Here is a 22,021-nt window from a genome sequence, read left to right as displayed (position 1 = left end):
CTACAATTGCAAATTACTGGCAACCCAATTCAGGGCTTCAGGTGCCTTGACGAAATGACCCTGAACCCATTTCGTCGTGCACTCGTGGACATGTAGTAAATCCATCGGCTCATCAACGCCTTGAATTACTACATCGTCGGCCTGCTCTGCTGCGAGGCGTACTAACCGCGCGAGGCGTGCAACGTGTTTTTCGCCGTGGCGGGCAGCGGCGACGAAGGACGCATCGATCTTGATGATGTCAGGCGTATGGATGCCGATAGCGGTTTCGATTCCGAAGTTGTCTATCGCGATCCTGCAACCGGCCTGCTTGAGGCGATATGCGAAATACTGTGCGTTGTCGTGGGCGTCGAACCAGGCGGGCTCCGGAAATTCGATCACCAGCCGTTGCGCCACTTCGGGCGCTTCTTCGAGCAGATGAAAAATCGCATGCCACACGACATCTGCGACCGCGCTCTGAACGGAAATGTTGATGCCGAGCCTCAGAGTGGCAGAACCGCGCAAGGCCGCGATGGCTTGTTTGACGACGTACCGGTCGAACAGACGGATGAGCGACATGCGCTCAAGCGCCGACATGAAAAGAGCCGGATTCAATTCGTTGCCGCGTGCATCAGTCGCTGTCGCGGAACACTCGTGATAGAGCACGTTTTCGCTGCCTGTGACGTTGCACACCGGTTCACGGTGCAACTTCACACGCGAGTCGATCATCGCGCTAAACACTTCCCCCGCCAAACCCTTGTCGTCCATCTTCTTCTCCGGACCGGTCAATTCCGTACTTCTCTTTTGAGCGGACAGCACGCGAACCACAGATTTAAGTGTTAAAAATTCTGATTCTTTTTCGGACGGACCCCGCACGCACAGATCGCCCCGATCTATCGGTCACGGTCGTCGACTTCAATTTGCGAAACACTGTCAACCCTTCGCCTAGAGGCGGTCAAAAAGGAACCTTTGTGCCAAATTGCTAAAAAAGTTCTTCCAGCTTCCCTACGGCCGCGTCAGGTAAGCCCTACAGGCACGTCAGGCGAGGATTACAAGCAGCAAACTGGGGCGGACAAAAGGGTTCCTTTTTGTCCAGTAGAATGCGATCAGATCTTGCAATGCTTGACACTTCTGCGGCTCACGCGAACATAGACAAGTACAGAGCAACCGCAATGGCAAAGCTGTGCGCTCGCACCAAAAGCTTTGTGGATTTCTTATTGACTGACAGATGGATGAAGTACGCCTTTTTTCGCTGGGTTTGCCAGCTGTCGGCACTTTTCTCAGAGATGCAGGCGGCCTCCGGTACCGCAACGGGCCGCTCAGCGGAGGAGCACACTATGAAAATCGGATACGCGCGCGTCTCAACAGAAGAACAAAACCTATCGCTACAGCAAGACGCATTGCTGCGTGCAGGATGTGAAGTGTTGTACACGGACCATGGCATATCCGGCGCGTCCTTTTCCAGGACAGGACTGAACAACGCGCTCGCAAAGATATCGGCCGGCGATACGCTTGTCGTATGGAGGTTGGACCGGCTTGGCCGATCAATCGGGAAACTAATTGAACTGGTGAACTATCTTGGCAACAACAGTATCGACTTTATCTCGCTGACCGAGTCAATCGACACAACATCAGCCGGCGGCATGCTGATGTTCCACATGATGGCCGCACTGTCCGAGTTCGAGCGGCGACTCATTAGCGAACGCACTCGCGCAGGAATGGTGGCGGCGCGTGTACGCGGCAAGAACTTCGGCCGTAAGCCGCTACTAAGCCCGGCACAGCGCCGCCAGGCGGTCGCACTATTGGAAACGACCTCGATAGCCGAGATCGCACGGAAATTCAATGTGCATCCACGCACACTGAAACGGGCGATCAGCTTGGACGCAAATGCGATACGGCAACGAACGAAGCCGTCTGCGCAACGAGGTCAATGAACCTCCGTATTGAACAGACGCGGCTCAGGCGCGCAGCGTCGTTTTGAAAGATGCCGGTTGCTAGCGGCACTGAGTGGCATCCGGACGCACACGTGGGTCTTACCGAGACGGTCCCGTGGTGACTCACGGTTCCACCGAACCACCAACCGATCTATCGGCGGTCGCAGCGGCAATCGCTATTCCATATCGGCAGTAGTTAACGCCAGTGCTCTTGGCTGATTCATATATCGCCTCAACGTGCGCCTGTCGATATTTAAGGTCTCCGCAACGACCTTGGCAGGATGTTCCTCTAGCAATTCGCGAGCTCGTTGCCGCTGTGCCTCGTTCAATGCGGCCGGCCTACCGATATTGCTGCCCCGCGCACGTGCCGCAGCAATACCCGCGCGAGTCCGTTCACTGATCAGTCCGCGCTCGAACTCCGCAAGCGCCGCTAGCATGTGAAATGTGAAGCGTCCGCTTGACGAGCGCGTATCAATGTACTCGGTCAATGAAACGACTCGCACTCCGCGCATATCCAGGTCTCCGATTATTGCCGCGAGGTGCCTCATTGACCGCCCGAGGCGGTCCAGCCGCCACACAACAATAGTGCTGCCAGAGACAGCTGTGGCCAACGCTTCGTTCAAGCCGGGGCGGTCGAACTTGGCACCCGAAATTCCCCGGTCTGAAAACGTCACATCGCAGCCGTAGGCGGCGAGCGCTTGTAACTGCAGGTCCAAGTGCTGTTCATCGGTTGATACTCGGGCATAGCCGATTTTGTTGTCACTGATCTTCATACCGGTCGCAGGTTCTATTGTCGTGAAAAGATTGCGCCGTGCGCAAAATCTCGGGTGCCAACCCCGTCTTTAAGTCGGGTATGGATGTCTCGCCGCATCGTCCCGGAGGCTTCGCCGCAATTGGCGATTTCGCAAGATACCAACGCCGACGTTACGCTACTCATATGACGTACGATGACATTACGACGCGTCGCAAATTCTTAGAGCGGCGCGACGTGCGCAGCGCCGACGTTTAATTAAACGCTTTCGACGTCAAATGTGAATTGTAAAGCGGACAAATATGTTGACAACTTAATTCTCACATTTCGCGCAGCCATTTGTACAAATAATGTTAATTCCTATCTTTTGCTCGCCTTCAGGCGCGAAGTGAACTCAGGGTTTCGGAGAATCGGCCTTTGCTTCAAAATAGGGCCGACACATTCCCACCTCCTGGTCGGAAGAACGGATAGGGCGCACGCCTGCCGAAAGGCGTCAGGCAGTGGTGTCTGCCCCTGCCCGTCTCTCGCGAGCTCGTAATGGCAACATGGCGTACGTACTACGCAACATCCCTCAAGAACCTTTGCGGGCGACCAATCAATTGACCGAAACCGACAAAGCGGACATCAAACAGGCCGTCGCTATATTAATGAATGGACATGGGAAGTTCCGAGCTTCATAAGAACGCGCGAGAACCTTAAATCTGTCCACGTACCCATAATGAGTAGCTTATTGTCATTAAGTGGCGTTCTGTGCCGTCACGCCAAATTCATATAGATAAATAGTTAACTATGTTCTATGATGTCATATATCATTTGCGACCGTTGCGATTGCTCGATGGAATCCAGAACACAAGAGCAGTGGCGGAAAATCGACTTGCCGACCAGACCGATTTCGCGCAGCGCGACCAGCCGCTGACGGCGTTCCTCAACCGGTGTGTCATCGTCGCCGACCGCGCGCCAGGTAGCACAGACGTAGCGGCGTTTCGTCCGCGACCGAACGACCTTTCGCGATCCCGCAGACTTGGCTGTGCGCTCATAAGATCTATGGAGAAACATCAAAGTTTGCGGGGAAAAGTTGATCGGAAGGCCCTACCACCGTTGAAGTCTTAATCATGAGACAGGGTCAAAGTTCGCAGCAGCAATTGCGATTTCTGAGACTGCATCGATTCCAGCTGCGCAAAGTCTGCGGGATCGCCCACCAACAACCCTTGCGAAAGCGACAACAAAGAGTGCCACATCGAAATCATGCTGCTCCGCAACAAATAGGGACGCACCATTGCGACTCGTAATGTGTAGCCGACACGGAGTGCATGGATTTTCACCCGCCACAGCCATCCGAGCCTCAACGCCGGCAGCCCGCCCGAATTCACCCCCATCCGTAACAACGCACGCGACTGCGCTTTTCATCTCCGAACATTTCAACCAAAAGCTATAGCCAAGATGTCCCGGTAACGACAGAAGCGATAACACTGTGCGGATGTCGGGTCTTACGAGCCAATGTCGGTCGCCCCCCACGGCGGCAATAACAGATCAGATAGGTTCAAGAAAAATTTCCCGCGGCTGTGCTACGAAGACCGGAGCCCCCAACAGGTTCAACGAGAGTGGTCCAACTCCTAGCTAACACTTGCGAGCGGAATGATCTTCGGCAGCACCCGTCAATTCGATTCCCCGAATTCGCCCTCGCTGCTCCCTGGTAAAGTTACTTCTTCGCAACCCAGCCGTCCGTAGAGCTTCATCGCAGGGTCTTCAAGCGACGCAACAACCGGCCCTCGGAGTACGTGATGCTGTACGAACTGGACAACGCGGACGTGATGGCGAGTTCTGGCTATCTGGAACGGTTGAATAACCCGACTGCGTGGACGCGCCGAATAATGCCGACCCTCGAGCAGTTTCGCCGAGGCGGCGGAACTATTCTCGCCCGGGGTGCGAACTCGGCCGGACACGGCGGTCACCTCGCCATCGCACGATTTGAAGACGCACTACCGGAATGCCTGATAGCCCAGCAAGGGCAGGCAATCGTTGATGCGCTCGCGAAAGGCGACTGGGTTGTGAACGCGCAGATCATGGCCGTGAAAAACGAGGCGACAGCCATTGCCACGCAGGAAAAGTCAATGCGGCGAAGTTCAGAAGGTGAATTCGCCGGACTACTTCTCGTGGAGTCGCTCGATAATGGCTCGCTTGACCGCGCGATGATGCAGGCGAGCAAGGCAGCCGGGATCAATCCTGATTTGTTCGATTCATACGACCTCGCCTTCGTCTGCCATTCCAGGTAGGCGACTGCATAGGGCGTCTGATGTCTGGAATAACTCAACAGAGAGGGAAGCGCTCCGGCCAGGGCGAGACGTTGCATCGGATGCGAGTGTCAGCAATGGGACGGGCAGCAGCCGCACGCCATCCGATTGGCGATCGTCGGCTTTGGCCGAATTGTGCGGGTAGCTCGTCCGTCAGGTTCCGGAGTAATGCGGCCGCTCCAACGGCAGATTTCCCGGCTCGCTGAACGGCAAGTTGTGGCCGAGAGCACCAGTTCAATGAAGGTCCTGTAGAGCGACCGTTGAAAATCGTCGACGGCCGCTTTCGGGCGGCTTCTGTGGATGAGTACTGTCGGCCAGGAAGCGTCATTCGCCCGTCGCGTCGCTCGGACGTTCAGACGTCGGGTCCGCCCAGTAAACAGTCGTTCGATTGGCGAAGGCGAATGTTGCTTCGTCGGCCATACCCGACGTTCGGTTGTCGGCGTTTGCAAGGCAGCTTTCCGTCCCATTCCCGACTTTCGAATGAAGAGGTTTGCGGATGTCGCACTCGCTGCGGGCGAACGCGTACTTCCGACCCGGAGCCGCCCGTCGCACCCTGACCGCGAATGTCCCCTGAGCAACTACAAATCGGACGGTCGCAGACGAAGGCTAGCTGTCCGCCGGGCGATTAGCACTTAAACAGCGCGTACGGTCGCACCTAACCCTTACGTCGGCCGGCACATTGTGTCTCGGCGCGGCCGCGACGTCGCCCGCCCGATAACCGGGCGGCGCGTCGCGTTACCGCTCCCCGCTCGCACTGCAATGCGTTATCTGATCGCGGCACTGATGGCACGTGCGGCCTGGTTAAGCGCAGCGGCAGTATCGAGCGACGCCCGTGGGATCGAGCGCCCCGCTGCCGCACTGGTCGGTCGCGCGGCCTGATCAGGCGATGACGAGAACTTGACGATGGTGAGCTTCGTCTTAGGATCGACCAGGATCGATTGCCCGAACCGGCCGCCGGCCGCGAACGAGCCGTGCCCATCGTTCACCTGATACCAGTAGTCCCGATATGAGTAGCCCGGGCGGCCGGACGCCAGATTGCCCTTCGCGAAGGCGCGGGCGTTATCCGCAGGCATAAATGTGATGTGGGCGGTAGAAGCCGGGAGCAAAGTCGTCCGTCCCGCTTCGCCCAACCGCACTAACTCACCGAAACGTGCGGCGTCGCGAAGCGTCGTGTTGAAACCACCGCTTGCCATCTCGGTACCTAAACGATCGACCACGACGTCGCCGTCGTCTTCGGCGATCTTCTGCCACATCGTGCGGGAGACCAGTTCGCTCCACGACAGGCCAGACACGCGCCGTATCGCCCATGCGACAGCTTCGGGCGAGCCATTCTGGTAGAACCACACGTTTCCCGCCGTCGCGGCGGGCGTGGGGCGTGCCACTTTCAGGAAGTCGTAGATGCTGTCCGGCGCGCCGCTGCGGCGCGGAGTGATGCCCACTGCGCCGAAGAGTCCCAGATCTGGTGGAAGATCGGCCGGGTAGCTGACCGGCACCTCCATATCCAGATTTTGCTGGACCGTCGCGTCGCCGAACGGCGTGCCCGCCAGTTCGGGAACGTACGTCGAGAGTGTCGCTTGTGGGTCCAGTCGGCCTTCGTCGATCAGTTGCGCCGCGACGAGCCCAGTCACGGATTTGGTCATCGATGCCCACGCGTGCGTCTGCCGGGGCGTAAAGGAATTGAAGTAGCGCTCAAGCACCACCTTGCCGTCGTGAACGACGATGAAACCGTCGGTATAGGTGCGTCGCAGATAATCGGTCAGGGTTAGCGTCGTTCCGTCGACAGTGAACTGCACCTTGTCGGGGTCGAGCGCGGCACCGGCAGGTAGTGGCAACGGCGTGTGCGCGTGCTCGACATTTGCAGTAGGAGTCATCAGACGGGTATTGCGGAGCGCCCAGGCAAGGTTCGGGTAGCGCAGCGAGTTGGCCTTGGTCACAAGCTTGTCCGCAGGCGGAGGAAAGCCCTGCATGATGCCGAGTTCGACGGGGTCGCGAGATACCCCGACCTCCTGAGCATGCGTGGACAGCGGCAGCAGTGCGCCAATGACAAGCGCCACGGCGGTCGCGACAGGGCCAGTGGTGAGGTCACGATTTCGAGTGCTTTTCATGTTTTTTCCCGGAAGGCAGGCATTACAGAGATGGCCCGGAGAGGTGGATAAAATTCTCCACGCTTGAGACGCCGACGACCTGCTTTGCCGCTTCGACGGCCAGTGGAATCTGCTCGTTATCCGACACCGAGCCGGAAAGCGTGACGTGGCCGCTTTGTGCCTTCACGAAGATGCGTGCGGCGTTGAGCCCTCGAGTGCGAGCTAGTGCAGTCGATACCCGGCGAGCGAGCTTCCTGTCCGCGGCCTTCCTTGCCTTGACGGACGTCGCGTCAGAGGCGGTGGTGGAGCCGCCCGCGGATGCGGCCCCGGACTGGGCAAATGCGCCGGCGGACGCGCCGATAAGCGCAGCCATGAGCATAGCGCGGGGAATTCGAATACGGATCGTCATGCGATTTCTTCAATAAAGTGAATGGGTGGGATCGGCCAGGCGTAGGCTGGCGCCTCCCTTCTAGAAACGTGTCATGAGACCGAGTGACACGCCGGTCATCGTATGGGCACCGGGATTCAGGCCGAGTGCCGTGATGTTGGCGGGATCGTAACGATAGGCGCCCGAAAATCCATTCCGATCGAACTCCGCGTAGAGTTCGGTCTGCTTCGACAGAAAATACTCGGCAATTGCAAACGTTGTGACTTTACGGCCGCTGGCCGACGCGACATTGCCAAGATTACTGGCAATATCATCAATGAAAGCCGCCGTGAACTGTAACGCTGGCGTGACCGACCAGACGACTCCACCGCCCGGAATTCTGTCGCGGCGCCGGGGTGCAGTGGGCTTAGCGCCAGTAACGGTGAGATCGGCATAGTTCAGGTAAAGCCGCGCTGGTCCGATCTGGAGCGTACCGCCGGTCTGGAACGTCTGCGCCCATTGTGTCGCCGTCGCGTTCCACGTCTTTTGATACGACACGCCGCCGAGCGCTGGTCCCCACTGATACAAGGCCGCGCCCGAGAAGTTTGTCGCCGCGCGGGGATTGCCCGCGACGCCGCCGGGAGAATAGCTCGCGGCCATGCGAAAGCCGCCTACCTGTCCGATATATTTGACAGTGTTATTGAAACGCGAGTCCAGTGTGAAATAGTTAGCGCTATATACCACGCCTGGTTCGATCGCAATGGACTGTCCGCGCCCACCCGCCGGATCGATGAGAATGCCAAGGTCTTCGTTTGCGTTCAGTTGCCGGCCAAAGGTCAGGCGGCCAAAATTGCCAGTCAAACCGACGAACGCAGCCTGCGAAAACAAGGTGCCCGAGGTCTTCACCGCGCCGGTACCGCTGTTGAACGCGCCCTCCAGCTTGAAGATGGCCTTCAGGCCGGCACCGAGGTCTTCTTTGCCGGTAAAGCCGAACTGGTTGCCGGCAATGATATTGTTGTTGTAACCGACCACGCTGCCGCCCTTGGCGCCGTTCGTCCAGCGAAGACCGCCGCCGACATTGCCATACAACGTCACGGTTGATTGCGCACAGGCCCCTCCAGATAGCAGGCTTATCAGCGTCGCACCAAGAACCTTCTTCATACGTTTCCTTTGTTTTCTATTGGTATTATTACGGATAACTAATGGATGGCGTCCGTCCAGACGTGTCGCGGAACGCACTCAAAGACGGTGATGCGCAGAGTTTCAGCCAGGATCGGCGACGCTACGCGGCGCCGGGGCGCGGGACACGCCACCGGCGAGGCGCCGTTGCGAGCGCTGCGGGTCGAGGCAGAATCCGCAAAGCAGGCCGCATCCCAGCAGTACCACGCCGCAGGCGACGCACGCCTGCTCGAAGCCGCGCGCGGTGGACCGGCTGGCGCCGTCGATCAGCAGCCCGGTGACGATCGGCGCGGCGAGTCCGGCGAGCGATGAAAATCCGTTGCTCAATGCGAGGACGCCGCCCCGTTGCGAATCGGGGGTGACTTCGCCCAACATGGCAGGCCCGATCGAATACATGGCAAGCGTCATGCCACTGCCGAGCGTCAGCAGGATGAACTTCACCATGGGCGAGACGCCTGGCCACGCAAGCAACGCGATCAGTGCGCCCGCCACGATCAGCGTCACGGCCAGGAAGCCGCCGCGCCCGACTCTCGACGGCACCCCGTTCGCCAACAGGCGCTGCGACAGCCCGGCAAGCCCGAGGCTAAGGGGCGCCGTAATGGCGACGAATAACGCAAACATTCTGCCCGCGACATGCGGTTCATAACCCATTCCCAGTTGCAGCCAGGTTGGCGTCCAGGTGAGCGTCATGGCAAGAATCCAGTTGGCGGCGAAGTGCCCGGCAAAAACGCCCAGTACGGTCCGATCGGTCAGCAGCAGAGCGTACGGGACGCGCGCCGTGCGACCCTTACGCACGGGGCTCGACAAACGACCTTCCGCGCCGAATACGAGCCACGCGATGCACCAGAGGCAGCCCAGCGCGGACAGCACGAGAAAGTTTGCCCGCCAGCCCCAGTGTGCGGTGATGGCCGGAATGCTCAGCCCGGCGACCAGCAGACCGAGCGCGCTCCCCTGATGCAGCACGGCGACAGGCAGGTTGCGCCTGGCGTCCGGAAACCACTTATAAAGCGCATGCACCGCAACCGGCGAGGTCGGTCCTTCGCCGGCGCCGAGCAGCACACGGCACGCGATGATGCTCCAGATCGAACCGGCGACCAGCATCGGCAATTGCAGCAGGGCCCATGAGCCAGCCATCAGCAGCAACAGCCATTTTGTCGAAGCGCGATTCGCCGCGAGGCCGCCCAGCACAGCGGAAATCGAAAACAACCAGTTGAGGCTCCCGCCAATCAACCCGAACTGCGTGGGCGACAGGTGAAGCTCACGCATCATCGGGATGGACACGAGGCCGAGCACGACCTTGTCCAGAAAATTCACCAGCATCATCAGCGCGAGCATGATTGCGATAGACCATGCGCGCGCCGGTCGGTACCGGTTGTGTTCGTTTGTCATTCGGGTTGTCTCCGTAATGGTGGGGACGTCTTCTGCGTTCCTGCTATTGCTGTTGCTGTCGGACGGCTTCAGCCGTCGTGCTGGCCGAGCAGCGGGACGGTGTCCCCGGCATCGGGCAACCCCGCCGAAAATTTCACGGGAAAGCGCACCGCCATGGTTGCCTCGTTAGCGAGCTCACGGATCATGCCGCGTTCGCGCACGTGCGGATCGTCGAATAACTCGTGCGCGTCGAGCAGCGGCGACACCGGTAGATCGAAAGACGTGAGCGTGTCGAGCCATTCCGCAAGCGTGCGCTGCAAGAACATCTGCGTGAGCAGCGCGTTGACCTCGCGCTTGAACTGCTGCCTGCCAAGGCGTGACGCGAAGCGATCGTCAGTCAACGCGGGATAGTCGGCGCCGAGCGCTTCGCACAGGTTCAACCAGAACTTGTTCTCCAGAATCCCCAACGCAAGATGCCGGCCGTCTCGCGTCGCGAAAAGATCGTTCTCGGGCATGACGTTGGGCGATGCCAGCGGGCGGTCCGCATACTCGCGCGAGGTCCACGCGGCCGATGCAGTCCACGCCAACACACAGTCGTGAATCGATACGTCAAGATGCTGGCCGCGACCGTTCTGACGCGCGCTCATAACAGCGACCGCCAGCGCGAGCGCGGCGTGACTCGACCCGGCGTAGTCCGCAAGCCGCACACGTGGGCGCGTGACCCGGTCGTCGACCTGAACCGGAATCGACCAGAAACCGCCGAGCGCCAGGTAATTGAGATCGTGGCCAGGCCGGACCGCGTACGGGCCGGTCTGCCCGAATCCGGAAATCGAACACATCACGATGCGCGGATTCACTTCGGCGAGCGTCGAATAGTCGAGTCCAAGGCGTTTCATGATGCCTGGCCGGAAACCTTCGACCACCGCATCCGCGTCACGCACCAGTTCGAGCATCGCAGCCTGTCCGGCGGAACTTTTCAAGTCGAGCGCGATGGACCGTTTGCCCCGGTTGAGCTGGGCGAATATCTCGCGTCCGAGTTGGCGCGCCGGATCGCCGGTGCCGGGCGGCTCGACCTTGACCACGTCCGCCCCCAGATGCATTAGCATCGACGTGGCGTGTGGCCCGGGCAGCAGTTGACTCAAATCGACAATCTTGACGCCGTTCAGGCAGGACCATTCCGGTTTCATCGGTACCTCTTCACGGTATGCGGCAGCCGCGTGCGTGCTGCATTCTTCTTTTATGCCGGCGAGCCGGCCGGGTCGAGAATGACGCGGGCGATTGTATTGCGCTGGATCTCGCTCGTGCCCGTGAAGATGCGGAACATCCGCAGTTTCCGGAACGTCTGCTCGATCGGGTGATGGCGCGTCACGCCGACGTTGCCATGAATCTGCACGGCCTTGTCCGCGACTTCGAAGCAACGTTCCGACACGAACAGCTTGCAGGCCGCGGCCTTCATCCGCAGATCGGCACCGGCGTCCGCGAGCGCTGCTGTCTGGGCGATCATGCTTTCGCATGCCCACAGCGCGGCGGCCATGTCGGCGAGCATGTGCTGGATTGCCTGAAAGCGCGCGATCGGGCCGCCGAACTGCCGGCGCGTACGCGCATAGTCGAGCGACGCTTCGTAGGCCGCCGTGGCGAGGCCGAGCATCGTCGGGCAATGCAGCAGGCGGTTCACGTTGATACGCGACATGCCGAGCTTGAAGCCATTGCCCTCTCCGCCGAACACGTTTGCGCGAGGCACGCGCACGTCGACGAAGCGGATGTCCGCGTCGATGTGCTGTCCAGACATCGGCACATATTGCTGTTCGACCGTCACGCCGGGCCGGTCGAGATCGACGAGCACCGCAGTAATGGCAGGTGGCGTGGTGCTGGCATCGGTTACGCACATGACAATCGCGAAATCGGCAAACGGCGCGCCGCTGATGTAGTGCTTGACGCCGTTGATCACGAGGTCGTCGCCGTCCACCACGGCCGAGGTGGTGATGCTCTGCGCATCCGAGCCCGAGTGGGGTTCGGTCAGCGCGAAGCAGGTCGATTTCTCCCCACGGACCACCGGTTCGAAATAGCGCACGAGCTGATCCGGCGTCGCGTACTTGAGCATATTGCCGACGCGCGGCGGACCGCCCAGGTCGCCGAGCACGTGAGGCGCGAGCGCGGATCCGGAGGCGGCCAGATCTGCCTTGAGTGCGCACTGTTCAATGATCGACAGCCCCCGGCCGCCGAGCTTGACGGGCAGACATGCCGCGTAGAAGCCGAGCTGCGCGGAGCGGCGCCAGACACGGCGTAGCGTGTCGCGCGGCCAGATGTCTTCGCTGCCGATGCCGAGTTCCTGCTCCAGCGGCAACAATTCTTCCGCGATGAAACGGCGAATGCCCTCACGCGTTTCAACGAATACCGGATTGCTCAGGTGATCGAACATGGTTGTCCCCTTCAGTTGACACGACGCGAGATGCCTTGCCAGTACTGCTCGCGAACCAGCTTGCGGGCGACCTTGCCGCTCGCGTTCTTGGGCAGATCGGCGACGAAGCTCACCGTGCGAGGGAGCTTGTAGTCAGCAAGGCGGGCGCGGCAATGCGCGATGATTTCTTCGGCAGACGTATTGCGTCCGGACTTCAGCACGACCACCGCCTTGACACTTTCGCCCCACTTCTCGTCGGGCACGCCGACCACGCATACTTCCATCACATCGGAATGCTGATACAGCGAGGCTTCGATTTCGCTGGGATACACGTTGAAGCCGCCGGAAATGATCATGTCTTTCTGGCGATCGACGAGGTAGATAAAGCCCTCTTCGTCGACGCGCGCCAGATCGCCGGTGCGCAGCCAGCCGTCGACGAGCACTTCGCGCGTGAGTTCCGGCTCGCCCCAGTAGCCTTGGAACACGTCGGCGCCGCGCATGATGACCTCACCGATCGCATCGCCCGTGACTTCGCGGCCGTGTTCGTCAACCACCAGGACTTCAGTCTCGCCGGTCGGCCGACCGCACGATGCCAGCCTTTCGGGACGGTGCGCGATTGCGTCGGCATGATCGGCGATGCTCAGGCGCGTGACGCCCGAGGTCGACTCGCTCGCGCCGTAACCTTGCGACAGCACCGGCCCAATCCGCGTCCATGCTTCCTCGATGCGCGCCGGCGCCATTGGCGCGGCGCCGTAGCCGAGCATCTTCAGGCTCTTGAGATTGGCGGTGTCCAGCGCAGCGTCGTTGAGCAGCATGTTGATCATCGCGGGCACCATGAACACGTGAGTAATGCGCAGTCGTTCGATTTCCGAAAGAAAGTGCGCTGGCTCGAATGTATCGAACAGCACGAGTGTGGCGCCCGAATAGAGGTACGGCTGCATCAACATGCCCGACGCGTGCGTGACTGGTCCGATGAGCGCCAGGCGGTCGCCGGGTTTCGCGGGACGGTCCATGCCCAGCAGGATTTTGCGCAGCGACGCGAGGCGATTGCCGTAGGTCTGCATGGCCGCCTTGATCTTGCCGGTCGAACCGGACGAGAAGTGCAGCACGGCGAGGTCGTCGGGCGACAGAGTGACGTCCAGCAGGTTCGCGCTGGCCCGCGAAATCAGTGTCTCGTAGTCGGCATAGCCGTTCGCCGCTTCGCCAAGAGAAATGAATGTTTCGACTGAACGGAAACCTGACGAGTTGCGATCGTAAGTCGTGTATCCCGCTCCCGCGATCATCACGCGCGGTGCGCAATTCTCGACTACGTCAGCGGCTTCGTGCACCGTGAAGCGCGGATTCAACGCGGCCTTGACGAGCCCCGCCTTGTAGAGCGCGCATTCGATCTCCACCAGTTGCGTGCAGTTTCGGGCCTGAACCGCGACCCGGTCGCCTTTCGTCAGTCCAAGACCGAGTAATGCATTCGCGAGCCGGCTTGAGCGTTCGTCGAGTTGGCGGTACGTCAGCTCGCGCTCGCGATGCATGACCGCTACGGTGTCGCCCCAACAACGCGCGGCGCGGCGCAGAAAATAAGCAAAGCCCAATCGGTGTCTCCCGTTATCGATCTGGCTCTTAGTCTGTAAGATGGAGGGGATCACCACAATGACGCGTTGGCTATAAAGTCATAGCCGCTAGGAATGACAATGGAGACACGGGACCTGGAATATCTGCTTGCCGTCGAGAAGCACGGGGGCATTGGCCGTGCCGCCGAGGTACTAGGCATGAGCCAGCCGGCTTTGACCAAGGCGATTCAACGCGTGGAGGCGCAGGTTGGCCTGGGACTGTTCGAGCGCACGGCCAGCGGTATCGTGCCGACCCAGGCAGGGGCGCTGTTCATCGTACGTGCGCAGCGCATTGCGCTCGAATACGAAGACGCGCTGAAGGAAATGCATGCGATCCGGAGCGGCGAACAGGGCGTGCTTCGCATCGGTTATTCGCCAACGGTGCCAAACGCGCTGGTACTGGGCGCCTGCCGGCAGTTGTTGAACGAACGCCCGGCCGCGCGTCTGCGACTGCGGCGCCGGCTCGCGCGCGATCTGATCGACCTCCTCATGGCGGGCGAACTCGATCTGGTCGTGGCGCCCGAGCCGACTCGCAGCGTAGGCGACGTGACCTTCGTCGAGCTCTTTCGCGACTCGCTCTCCGTGCTAGCCGATGAGGCGCATGCACTACATCGCAAGCGCAATCTACGGCTAGCGGATCTGGCAGGTCAGGAATGGTTGCTGCCTGGACCGAACATTCTGCTGCGGCAGCAGGTCGACGCGGCCTTCGAGCGGCAGGGGCTCGGGCCGCCGAAGCTTCGCGTGGAAACCGATTTCGGTAGCACCTCGCTACTACATCTGCTGCGCGGCACGACGATGCTCTGCATAGCAGGCACCGAATCGTTCGAGAGTCTCGAGGGGTTGCGCGCGCTCAATCTCGACATGGAGGAACTCGACTTGCGTCGACGTATTGGCGTAGTGTTCCGGACCGGGGCTTACCTCTCTCCGCTTGCCCAACGCATGGTGGCACTGCTACAGGAGCGGAGCAGCTGAACCAGCTAGAGGCGTACATGTCATATTAGAACGGGCGAAGTTGCAGTGTTTTTGTGCCATCGTCCGCTCCCTGGACAAGAACGGACCGCCAAACGCGCTTACCCAACGGCAGAAATTGGCCGATAGCACCAGTTCGATGAACATTTTACAGAGCCGACATTGGAGTCCACAACGGCGGCTTTCGGGTTGATGGTGTGAACGCGTACTGCCGGCCAGGAAGTGTCATTCGCCGCTACTGTTGACCAGACATTTAGACGTCGGTTCTGCAGCCGCCAGCGGCCATTGGCCACCGGAACACAACTGATCTTCCTGGTCCGCCTTCTTCGGGTTCGGTATATCTACAGCCTTGGTTTGGACCTTCCCTTGTTTCCCTTATGGTTACCGCGTTCTGACCTGGCGAAGTGGCACAAAAGTCCCCATAAGAAGGTGCCAAACGCTGAGATATCGGCATGCATGCGCGACGCCAACTGCTATTCTTCAGACACGGCGACTCACGCGTCTCCGGTCGGCTCCGCGGGTCGTTGGCGGCCATTCCGCATGCATGCGGAAAGGGGGCTGTATGTCATGTGCAGAACCACCGCGGTCCGCGCGACGCGCACCGCATCGTCAACAGTCAAACGGACGCATCTGGCTCGCCATTGGCATTTCGCTGACTGGACTTTGCCTGACACCCGTGGCGTTCGCGGCGGGCAGCCTGCCGCAGGGCGGCCGTTACGTCGCCGGCACGGGCACGATAGCGGGCGCGGGCAACAGCCTCGTGATCACCCAACCCGGTTCGACCCGCGGTGTGATCGACTGGAACAGCTTTTCGGTCGGCGGGAACAACAGCGTTACGTTCGTCAACGGCACGGGCGCGACCTTGAACAGGGTCACGGGCGGCTCGCCGTCGGCCATCCTCGGCAGACTCGGCGCAACAGGCAGCGTGTATGTGATCAATCCGCAGGGCATCGTCGTGGGGCCATCGGGCGTGATCAGCACGGGAGGCCGATTCGTCGCGTCTACACTCGATGTCTGCAACTGTGCGTTCATGAAGGGTGGCGCGCTCACGCTGTCGGGAGATTCCAATGCGAGCGTGATCAACCTGGGCAAAATCAGTTCGAGCGGCGGCGATGTGTTCCTGATCGCGCGACAGGCGGTCGTCAACGCGGGCACTATCAAAGCGCCTGCCGGCACGGTGGAACTGGCGGCAGGCGGTCAGGTGCTGTTGCAGGACTCGACCAGCAGCAGACAGGTTTTCGTGCAGACGGGCAGCGATGGTTTGGTCGTCAACGGGGGACGCATCGCAGCCGCCCAGATCAGCCTCCAGGCCGCCGATGGCAACGTGTATGCGCTCGCCGGCGGTGGCGCGCGCATCCGCGCGACGGGCACGGCGAACCGCGACGGACATGTGTGGCTCGTCGCCGACAGCGGCCGGGTCGAGCGGTCGGGCGTGATCACGGCCAGGAACGCCGACGGCAGCGGCGGGACGGTCGATACCGACGCGGCACAACTGGCGTTCGGCAGGCACGCGGTGGTCGATGCAGGCCAATGGAATCTCTCGACGCCCGCTTTCACCATCGATGATGTCGCAGCGCATGCGTTGCAGCGCAGTCTGAACGCGGGCACTTCGGTCGACGTGACCACGACGGGCGCGAACGGCGCAACGGGCGACCTCGGCGTCGCGTCGAGCCTGCGCTGGTCCGGTCCGGCTTCGCTCACGCTTGCCGCGTACCACGATGTCTCGGTAGCGACGGGTACGACCATCGCGAACTCCGGTGCGGGCAACCTGACGTTGCGCGCCGACGCGTCGGGAACTGACAACGGTGGCAGCGTCATCAACAACGGCACGATCGACTGGTCGAAGAGTACGGGCATCGTCAGCGCGCTCTACGATATGAACGGTAGTTACAGCCCCGGCACGCTTGTCGCCAATCCGGTATGGAGCGCACCGCTTTACAGCGGGCTCGTGACACAGATAACTGGTTATCAACTCGTCAATTCGATCACGGACTTGCAGAACATCCAGAACAATCTGGCCGGCAATTACGCACTCGGCAAGGACATCGATGGGAGCAATTTCGCGTTCGTAACGCTCGCTGGTCCTCCCTTCCCTGGGAGTCCGGTTATGTTCATTCCGGTTATGTTCACGGGCCAGTTCGACGGTATGTGGCATACGATTTCCAACGTCTTGCCAAGCGATGTCGCGATATTTGGTGATATTGGCGCAACCGGTGTCGTGCGCGACGTGAACGTCGACTCGAACGTGAGCCTCACGGCTCCCTTTGAAACCTTACCCCTCGGCGCCGGGATACTGGCCTTTTATAACTACGGAACGATCGCCAACGTCTTTACCTCCGGGGCCTTTGGCACACAGGTCAGCAATTCATACACCGAGATCGCCGGACTTGTCGCTGAGAACGACGGGCTGATCGCGCGCTCGGGCAGCAGCGCAACCCTCCAGGGGGGCAGTGCCGCCGGGCTGGCCCTCACTAACGGAGGCACGATCACTGAGTCATACACAACCGGATCGGTCACCGGATCTGAACGTTCCTACGTCTCCGCGGGAGGACTTGTGTTGGACAATGAAAGCGCAACGTACGTGGGACACGGAGAAACGATCAACCAAGGAACGATCACTCAGTCTTTCGTTGCGGGTCCCGTGAGTTCGGGCACGACCGGCGGTTCGACCACGACCGGCGGCATCTGCGCACCCGCTTGCGGTGGCATCATTGGGAGCGACGTTTACTGGAACGTACAGACAACCGGACAGTCGTCGAGCGGCGGCAACCTGCCAGCGTCGAACGGGCTCACTACGGCCCAGATGAGCGACCCGGCCAGTTTTGTTGGCTGGGACTTCGGGCCGAACGGCGCATGGACGATGCCGCCCGGAGCGACGCACCCCGTTCTGACCTGGCAAGTCACCGGGCACTGAACCTTAGCCACCGTACCGACGCTTGCATGAGCGTCTGCCGCGTCGCGAGACGCGGCAGACAGATTTTTCGCGAGTTTCGCCCTGCCGTGGTCGTTCTTCCCGGCGGATGACATGCACCGATTCACGTAGAGCGTACGACCGAAAGCCGTCTTGCTACCCGTACGCATGGCCGGGAATCGCGAACGTTCGTTGGCGAAGCACATCCGGCCAACGATCCGCCTGACACCGATCAATTGGAAGGCCGATATACTCTGCGAACCGCCATTCAGTCGGCGACAGCCCGAGCGGCCGAGTCACGCCCTGAGGTGGTCCGTCAAGTGTTTTTGAACGGGAGCCTGTTCTTCCGAAGCCCTCCCGGTTTGACCTGCACGTTGCTGGCCGGGCGAGTTGCCCACCGCCGGCCAGCGTCATGGTCGTAGCACGCGACCCGTTGGCCGGCCGTGGACAACTCGCGACATCACGTCAAATCGAAGCCACCGGGACCCGGAACGAGCTGCGTAACCGTCGACCGGAAAGGGTTACCCCGGAAGCCCGAGGTGCTGGAGGAGTGACGAACCACGCTTCCTGAGGGCGTTGAGGTAGACGCCCTCGTCGTACCGTGTTCCGGTCTGCCAGCAGCGATAGACGATCCGTATCCACTTGAACGCCAACGCCCTGACGGCGGCCTGATACGAACTGCCCTTCGCACGCTGTTGCCGATAATAGGCGCCCGCCCAGAACGATTTGTTGATGGTCTGGCCCGCCCATTCAACGAAGGTCTGGCGCAGGAATGTCGGGCACTGCCAGCGCCAGTGCACCCAGCACTTCTTGCCGCTGCGTTCGGTGACCGGCGCGATGCCGGAGTACTTCTGCAGTTCATCAGCGCCCTTGAAGCGGTCACGTTGCTCGCCGAATGCAGCCAGCAGACGAGGCGTCAGATGCGGACCTGCGCCGGGCAAGCTGTCAAACAGGTCGAAGTCGGGCAGCGTTCGTGCGACTGCCGCGATTTCCTTATCGAACACGTCGATCGCAGCGAGCGCTGTGCGCAGTTGCGCCACCAACATCAGCGCGAGCAACCGGTGAGGTGCAACGATACCGGGATCGTCAGTCAGCGACACAGCGCAACGGATCGATTCCAGACGTCCCTCGATCAGTCTGGCCCGGCGACAGTTGTGCGCATGGAAGAACGTTTCAAGGGTCTTTCTGTTCGCGCGCCTGACTGCTGGCAGAGTTGGCCAGCGGGTCAGGAAATCACAAAACAGCACCGTGTCGATGTCCTCGAACCATTCCAGGGCTTGAGGGTAATACTGCTTGAGTGCGCTGGTTAGCCGGTTAGTGAATCGGGTCTTGTCGCCAACCAGTTCACGACGCTGCTCGATCAGGCTCAGCAAGGAACGCATGCCGGCGCTCTGCGGCCGGAGCGGGGCAAACCGCTCCGGATGGCGCAGCAGCAGGTCGAGTGCCAGTTCGGCATCAGTAGGATCGTCCTTGGCCCGGCTCGGCTTGAACGCCTCGCGGTACTTCGCGAGCATTGCGGGGTTGATCGGGAACAGTGTGACGAACGCATGTTTCTGCAACACAGAGACGATCGGCCCTCTGGCCAGCTCAAGCGCGATCGCGACGGGACCACCAAAGCGCTGATATAACGCCTTTGCCCATTCATCAATGCGTGTAACCTGGTGAGGGATGCAGTCGAACTCGCGCCTGTCGTCGCCAGCCTGCTGCAGGCAGATGTCATGTTTGGTATCGGCCCAGTCGATGCCGACGAAAGCCTTGAATTGCTGGTTCGATAGCGGTGCCATGTGAACCTCAGCAAGTGATAGATTACCCGGTAGGGACATGCATGCTTGCGTTCAGCGAAGGCAATATAGTGAGCCGGTGCGACGGCGAACCCTGAGTATTCGTTATCGAGCGCAAGCGCACCCGTGGACTCGAAGCTAACTCGGCAATCGTCCAGCGTTTGGGTCGACTTATTCGTAGTCCACGGGTGCATGTTCCGCCTGCACTGGCAGCTCGCTGCCAGTCCCACCAGTATCGATGAAAGCGGGACGGACTATCTATAAAGGGTCGGCTACAGCCAATTGCGTCCGGCGAAACGCTACAAGTCTGGCGCGACTGGAGGTAAGTCTTAATTTCGGCGTGCACGGTTGCACTGACTCTGGCGCCCTACGCCTGCATCGATTTCTCAGCCCGGGAGGTGATGAAATTGTTTGGTATCGCATGGCCAACCCATAGCGCATCACCACTGTCGTTCACTGAACGTCAGCAAAGTCGACATGCTGTCGATGGATGCGCCCAGCGTATGACAGATCCACTCGTAATGTGTTGAAAAACTCCCTTTCCTGCGCAACCGGACCGGCACCCGAAAAGTCGGCCTCTCAGATCGCCCTATGCGCCGCTCGTGAGCATCGGTGAAGGTTGAGAGGACACGCGCGTGACGATCGTCGCGCTTGGTCGGCGGGCAAGTCTCATCCGCTTCCAGCCGAACGTCGGCACTCAAGAACCAGCAGGTCTTCAAAGTTGTGCTATCTTGAATCATTGCCTCTGTCACTGCTGTCGGGGAGAAGGATATGAGCTTCAAAACAGCAATAGAACTAACCAAAAAATATTATGGCAACTATCCAGGTCCCACAGAAGAAACCTACGCACTAGCCGAAAAAGTTGCGGATTTTTTCAAAGAAAACGCGATCTCAGCGGCGGGCGTGATTGCCGTTGCGATCGGCTCGGATAAGTATCATTATCTCGGGCTATCCCCCGCCTTGCAAAAGGCTGTCATGACGCAGATGATTGACGAAGCTGGCGGGTCGGCGTTGAACGGGCACTTTCGACTTGGTAGAGGCCTCGAGGCGTACACTGGCGTGAAATTCGATCTTTCTCGAAAAGTGTCCACTGATATCGTCGGGAAAGCGAGCTTCAATAAAGGCTGCGCCGAGAAGAAGATTGTCTCGAACATGTATTTGAGAAAGGTCACTCTCAAAGAGATAAGCGTCATTCCCTTTCCGGAAACGATTTTCGCCGAAAGCATACCGGCCCATATTGTGGTCGCGAGTGCGGACGGGGCGTATATTGCGCCATGCGCCACCTGTCTTCAGATTTACCCCGGATAAGAAGTGATCAGTGGCAATTCGAAGGGCCGCTCCAGGACCAATATGCCTTTTGCATGCTCGTTGGTGGTGTTGTGCGGAGTCGTCGGGCTCATGAGGCAGAACCCGGCCATCATCAGCCTTTCGTCCGTGCGTGAGAAGAGACATACGAAGGTCGGCTTCATATCCGACAACGGCCCGTTGCGCTCGAGAGGCTACCGCTGCATCGCGAGTCTAATCGAACATCTCGGCTAAAGATCGAGCACCAGTACCTTGCTTCTCGCGCGCGATACGCAGGCCGTCAGGAATTCGGCAGCGATACGTGTGCAACCCATCCGGCCTGCTAGACTGGAAGTTCCCCTGCAAGCCATGGAGGGAGACATGACGACCGGCTACGTTGTGAAGACTGGCGAGAACTTCCTCTGCACCGCAGAGGACGGCGATATCGGCATGGCACCGGAGATTAAGGAAGCCACGTCCTTTCTCTCGTATGAGGATGCGAACAAAGTCGCGAACGAGCACGCCGACCCCGGATACGAAATCGTGGCCGTCAACATCACGAGACGCTGATGAGGAGTCCGCTCCCAGGCGCTCAGTGAACGAGGAGGGCTAGCAATTCAGGAGGCGCCATGCGATATGGTGCCCCGGCCCGCTGCGTCCAAAATCACCTGAGAATGGGCTGCACTGTGCATCAAGATTCGCACGACGCGGTCGATGCGCACATTGAACGTTAGCATGGACCGCAATCCCGTTTTCCACGAACGCTCAAGAGTTCGGAGTGTCGCCGCGCACCATGACGCCGGCAAACGGATTGATGATCACGTAGTGCTGGCCGACGAGCCACGCAAAGAGCGCGCGCAGCACGGCGAGCGCATACGCGGCGAGCGGACCGTCTGGCCGCGTGCGAACGCCCGCTATTCGGCGGAATCGCGCGGCTGTGGCCGGCCCGGCCGGCGCGGCCGTCGCAGCAACGCCCGGTACGCGATCGCATCGTCGGTCGTGAGCGAGAGAGCGGGACGATTGTAGAAACTGCGTCGCGGGCCCCGAACGCTAGACGCCGAAGTGCCAGCAAACTATCTTGAAGGCGTTCTGGGCGGCTTACCGCACCGGGAACATTGGTTTTT

16 protein-coding genes and 1 pseudogene are annotated in these 22,021 nt (G+C 60.2%); 6 read left to right on the top strand and 11 right to left on the bottom strand.

Annotated features, from left to right (window positions below; genetic code table 11):
* Positions 1-744 carry an EAL domain-containing protein gene (locus tag OKW35_RS27090; RefSeq protein WP_429553632.1) on the bottom strand — a complete coding sequence of 248 codons (744 nt, stop codon included), beginning with the start codon at positions 742-744 and terminating at the stop codon, positions 1-3.
* A 569-nt stretch (positions 745-1,313) separates the two neighbouring features.
* On the opposite strand from OKW35_RS27090, the gene OKW35_RS27085 reads away from it, so the two are divergent.
* Positions 1,314-1,910: a recombinase family protein gene (locus OKW35_RS27085; RefSeq protein ID WP_184031423.1), complete on the top strand. Its 597-nt coding sequence runs from the start codon at positions 1,314-1,316 to the stop codon at positions 1,908-1,910.
* A gap of 176 nt (positions 1,911-2,086) precedes the next feature.
* On the opposite strand, the gene OKW35_RS27080 is transcribed toward OKW35_RS27085, so the two are convergent.
* Positions 2,087-2,683 carry a recombinase family protein gene (locus tag OKW35_RS27080; RefSeq protein WP_429553631.1) on the bottom strand — a complete coding sequence of 199 codons (597 nt, stop codon included), beginning with the start codon at positions 2,681-2,683 and terminating at the stop codon, positions 2,087-2,089.
* A 1,759-nt stretch (positions 2,684-4,442) separates the two neighbouring features.
* Between OKW35_RS27080 and OKW35_RS27075 the strand changes: the two genes are divergently transcribed.
* Positions 4,443-4,934, top strand: coding sequence for a hypothetical protein (locus OKW35_RS27075; protein ID WP_429492225.1), 492 nt, complete (start codon positions 4,443-4,445; stop codon positions 4,932-4,934).
* A 782-nt stretch (positions 4,935-5,716) separates the two neighbouring features.
* Here the strand turns inward: OKW35_RS27075 and OKW35_RS27070 are convergent.
* The 7 genes from OKW35_RS27070 to OKW35_RS27040 all read right to left on the bottom strand — a co-directional run bounded on the left by OKW35_RS27070 (position 5,717) and on the right by OKW35_RS27040 (position 13,934).
* On the bottom strand, positions 5,717-7,057 hold the full coding sequence (locus OKW35_RS27070; protein WP_184061702.1) for a serine hydrolase domain-containing protein: 1,341 nt from the start codon (positions 7,055-7,057) through the stop codon (positions 5,717-5,719).
* Positions 7,058-7,079: 22 nt separating this feature from the next.
* The gene (locus OKW35_RS27065) at positions 7,080-7,445 is read right to left on the bottom strand and encodes a BON domain-containing protein (RefSeq protein ID WP_260321224.1); all 366 of its coding nucleotides are present in this window, start codon (positions 7,443-7,445) and stop codon (positions 7,080-7,082) included.
* Positions 7,446-7,505: 60 nt separating this feature from the next.
* The gene (locus OKW35_RS27060; RefSeq protein WP_429353588.1) at positions 7,506-8,564 is read right to left on the bottom strand and encodes a porin; all 1,059 of its coding nucleotides are present in this window, start codon (positions 8,562-8,564) and stop codon (positions 7,506-7,508) included.
* 102 nt (positions 8,565-8,666) lie between these two features.
* A complete protein-coding gene (locus OKW35_RS27055; protein WP_184061704.1) occupies positions 8,667-9,971 on the bottom strand; it encodes an MFS transporter in 1,305 nt (434 codons plus the stop codon).
* A 68-nt stretch (positions 9,972-10,039) separates the two neighbouring features.
* Complete coding sequence (locus tag OKW35_RS27050) at positions 10,040-11,137, bottom strand: CaiB/BaiF CoA transferase family protein (protein WP_429553630.1); 1,098 nt, start codon at positions 11,135-11,137, stop codon at positions 10,040-10,042.
* 50 nt (positions 11,138-11,187) lie between these two features.
* Positions 11,188-12,369, bottom strand: a complete 1,182-nt coding sequence (locus tag OKW35_RS27045) for an acyl-CoA dehydrogenase family protein (RefSeq protein ID WP_184052644.1) — start codon at positions 12,367-12,369, stop codon at positions 11,188-11,190.
* A gap of 11 nt (positions 12,370-12,380) precedes the next feature.
* A complete protein-coding gene (locus tag OKW35_RS27040; RefSeq protein ID WP_429553629.1) occupies positions 12,381-13,934 on the bottom strand; it encodes an AMP-binding protein in 1,554 nt (517 codons plus the stop codon).
* A gap of 99 nt (positions 13,935-14,033) precedes the next feature.
* Here OKW35_RS27040 and OKW35_RS27035 point away from each other — a divergent pair, with 99 nt between their 5' ends.
* Both OKW35_RS27035 and OKW35_RS27030 read left to right on the top strand, forming a co-directional pair.
* Complete coding sequence (locus OKW35_RS27035) at positions 14,034-14,924, top strand: LysR family transcriptional regulator (protein ID WP_429553628.1); 891 nt, start codon at positions 14,034-14,036, stop codon at positions 14,922-14,924.
* A 559-nt stretch (positions 14,925-15,483) separates the two neighbouring features.
* Complete coding sequence (locus OKW35_RS27030) at positions 15,484-17,835, top strand: filamentous hemagglutinin N-terminal domain-containing protein (RefSeq protein WP_429553627.1); 2,352 nt, start codon at positions 15,484-15,486, stop codon at positions 17,833-17,835.
* A gap of 518 nt (positions 17,836-18,353) precedes the next feature.
* On the opposite strand, the gene OKW35_RS27025 is transcribed toward OKW35_RS27030, so the two are convergent.
* Positions 18,354-19,616 (bottom strand): IS110 family transposase, encoded by a 1,263-nt coding sequence (locus OKW35_RS27025; protein ID WP_429553626.1) that lies wholly within the window; start codon positions 19,614-19,616, stop codon positions 18,354-18,356.
* 768 nt (positions 19,617-20,384) lie between these two features.
* On the opposite strand from OKW35_RS27025, the gene OKW35_RS27020 reads away from it, so the two are divergent.
* Together OKW35_RS27020 and OKW35_RS27015 are read left to right on the top strand one after the other, a co-directional pair.
* Positions 20,385-20,921 (top strand): hypothetical protein, encoded by a 537-nt coding sequence (locus OKW35_RS27020; RefSeq protein WP_184041163.1) that lies wholly within the window; start codon positions 20,385-20,387, stop codon positions 20,919-20,921.
* Positions 20,922-21,278: 357 nt separating this feature from the next.
* On the top strand, positions 21,279-21,467 hold the full coding sequence (locus tag OKW35_RS27015; RefSeq protein ID WP_429353581.1) for a hypothetical protein: 189 nt from the start codon (positions 21,279-21,281) through the stop codon (positions 21,465-21,467).
* A 213-nt stretch (positions 21,468-21,680) separates the two neighbouring features.
* On the opposite strand, the pseudogene OKW35_RS27010 reads toward OKW35_RS27015, so the two are convergent.
* Positions 21,681-21,916 (bottom strand): annotated as a pseudogene (locus tag OKW35_RS27010) (integrase); the annotation flags it as partial.
* Between the last annotated feature and the right edge of the window lie 105 nt (positions 21,917-22,021).

Source organism: Paraburkholderia sp. MM5477-R1, assembly GCF_050436385.1.
Classification (GTDB): Bacteria; Pseudomonadota; Gammaproteobacteria; order Burkholderiales; family Burkholderiaceae; genus Paraburkholderia; species Paraburkholderia tuberum.
This window is presented reverse-complemented; position numbering and strand designations above follow the sequence as displayed.

Bases quoted from the DNA above. Each gene is read 5' to 3' on its own strand.
- OKW35_RS27090 (WP_429553632.1), bottom strand. From the start codon at position 744: ATGGACGACAAGGGTTTGGCGGGGGAAGTGTTTAGCGCGATGATCGAC.
- OKW35_RS27075 (WP_429492225.1), top strand. From the start codon at position 4,443: ATGCTGTACGAACTGGACAACGCGGACGTGATGGCGAGTTCTGGCTAT.
- OKW35_RS27015 (WP_429353581.1), top strand. From the start codon at position 21,279: ATGACGACCGGCTACGTTGTGAAGACTGGCGAGAACTTCCTCTGCACC.
- OKW35_RS27050 (WP_429553630.1), bottom strand. From the start codon at position 11,137: ATGAAACCGGAATGGTCCTGCCTGAACGGCGTCAAGATTGTCGATTTG.
- OKW35_RS27045 (WP_184052644.1), bottom strand. From the start codon at position 12,369: ATGTTCGATCACCTGAGCAATCCGGTATTCGTTGAAACGCGTGAGGGC.
- OKW35_RS27070 (WP_184061702.1), bottom strand. From the start codon at position 7,057: ATGAAAAGCACTCGAAATCGTGACCTCACCACTGGCCCTGTCGCGACC.
- OKW35_RS27035 (WP_429553628.1), top strand. From the start codon at position 14,034: ATGGAGACACGGGACCTGGAATATCTGCTTGCCGTCGAGAAGCACGGG.
- OKW35_RS27080 (WP_429553631.1), bottom strand. From the start codon at position 2,683: ATGAAGATCAGTGACAACAAAATCGGCTATGCCCGAGTATCAACCGAT.
- OKW35_RS27055 (WP_184061704.1), bottom strand. From the start codon at position 9,971: ATGACAAACGAACACAACCGGTACCGACCGGCGCGCGCATGGTCTATC.
- OKW35_RS27020 (WP_184041163.1), top strand. From the start codon at position 20,385: ATGAGCTTCAAAACAGCAATAGAACTAACCAAAAAATATTATGGCAAC.
- OKW35_RS27065 (WP_260321224.1), bottom strand. From the start codon at position 7,445: ATGACGATCCGTATTCGAATTCCCCGCGCTATGCTCATGGCTGCGCTT.
- OKW35_RS27060 (WP_429353588.1), bottom strand. From the start codon at position 8,564: ATGAAGAAGGTTCTTGGTGCGACGCTGATAAGCCTGCTATCTGGAGGG.
- OKW35_RS27030 (WP_429553627.1), top strand. From the start codon at position 15,484: ATGTCATGTGCAGAACCACCGCGGTCCGCGCGACGCGCACCGCATCGT.
- OKW35_RS27085 (WP_184031423.1), top strand. From the start codon at position 1,314: ATGAAAATCGGATACGCGCGCGTCTCAACAGAAGAACAAAACCTATCG.
- OKW35_RS27025 (WP_429553626.1), bottom strand. From the start codon at position 19,616: ATGGCACCGCTATCGAACCAGCAATTCAAGGCTTTCGTCGGCATCGAC.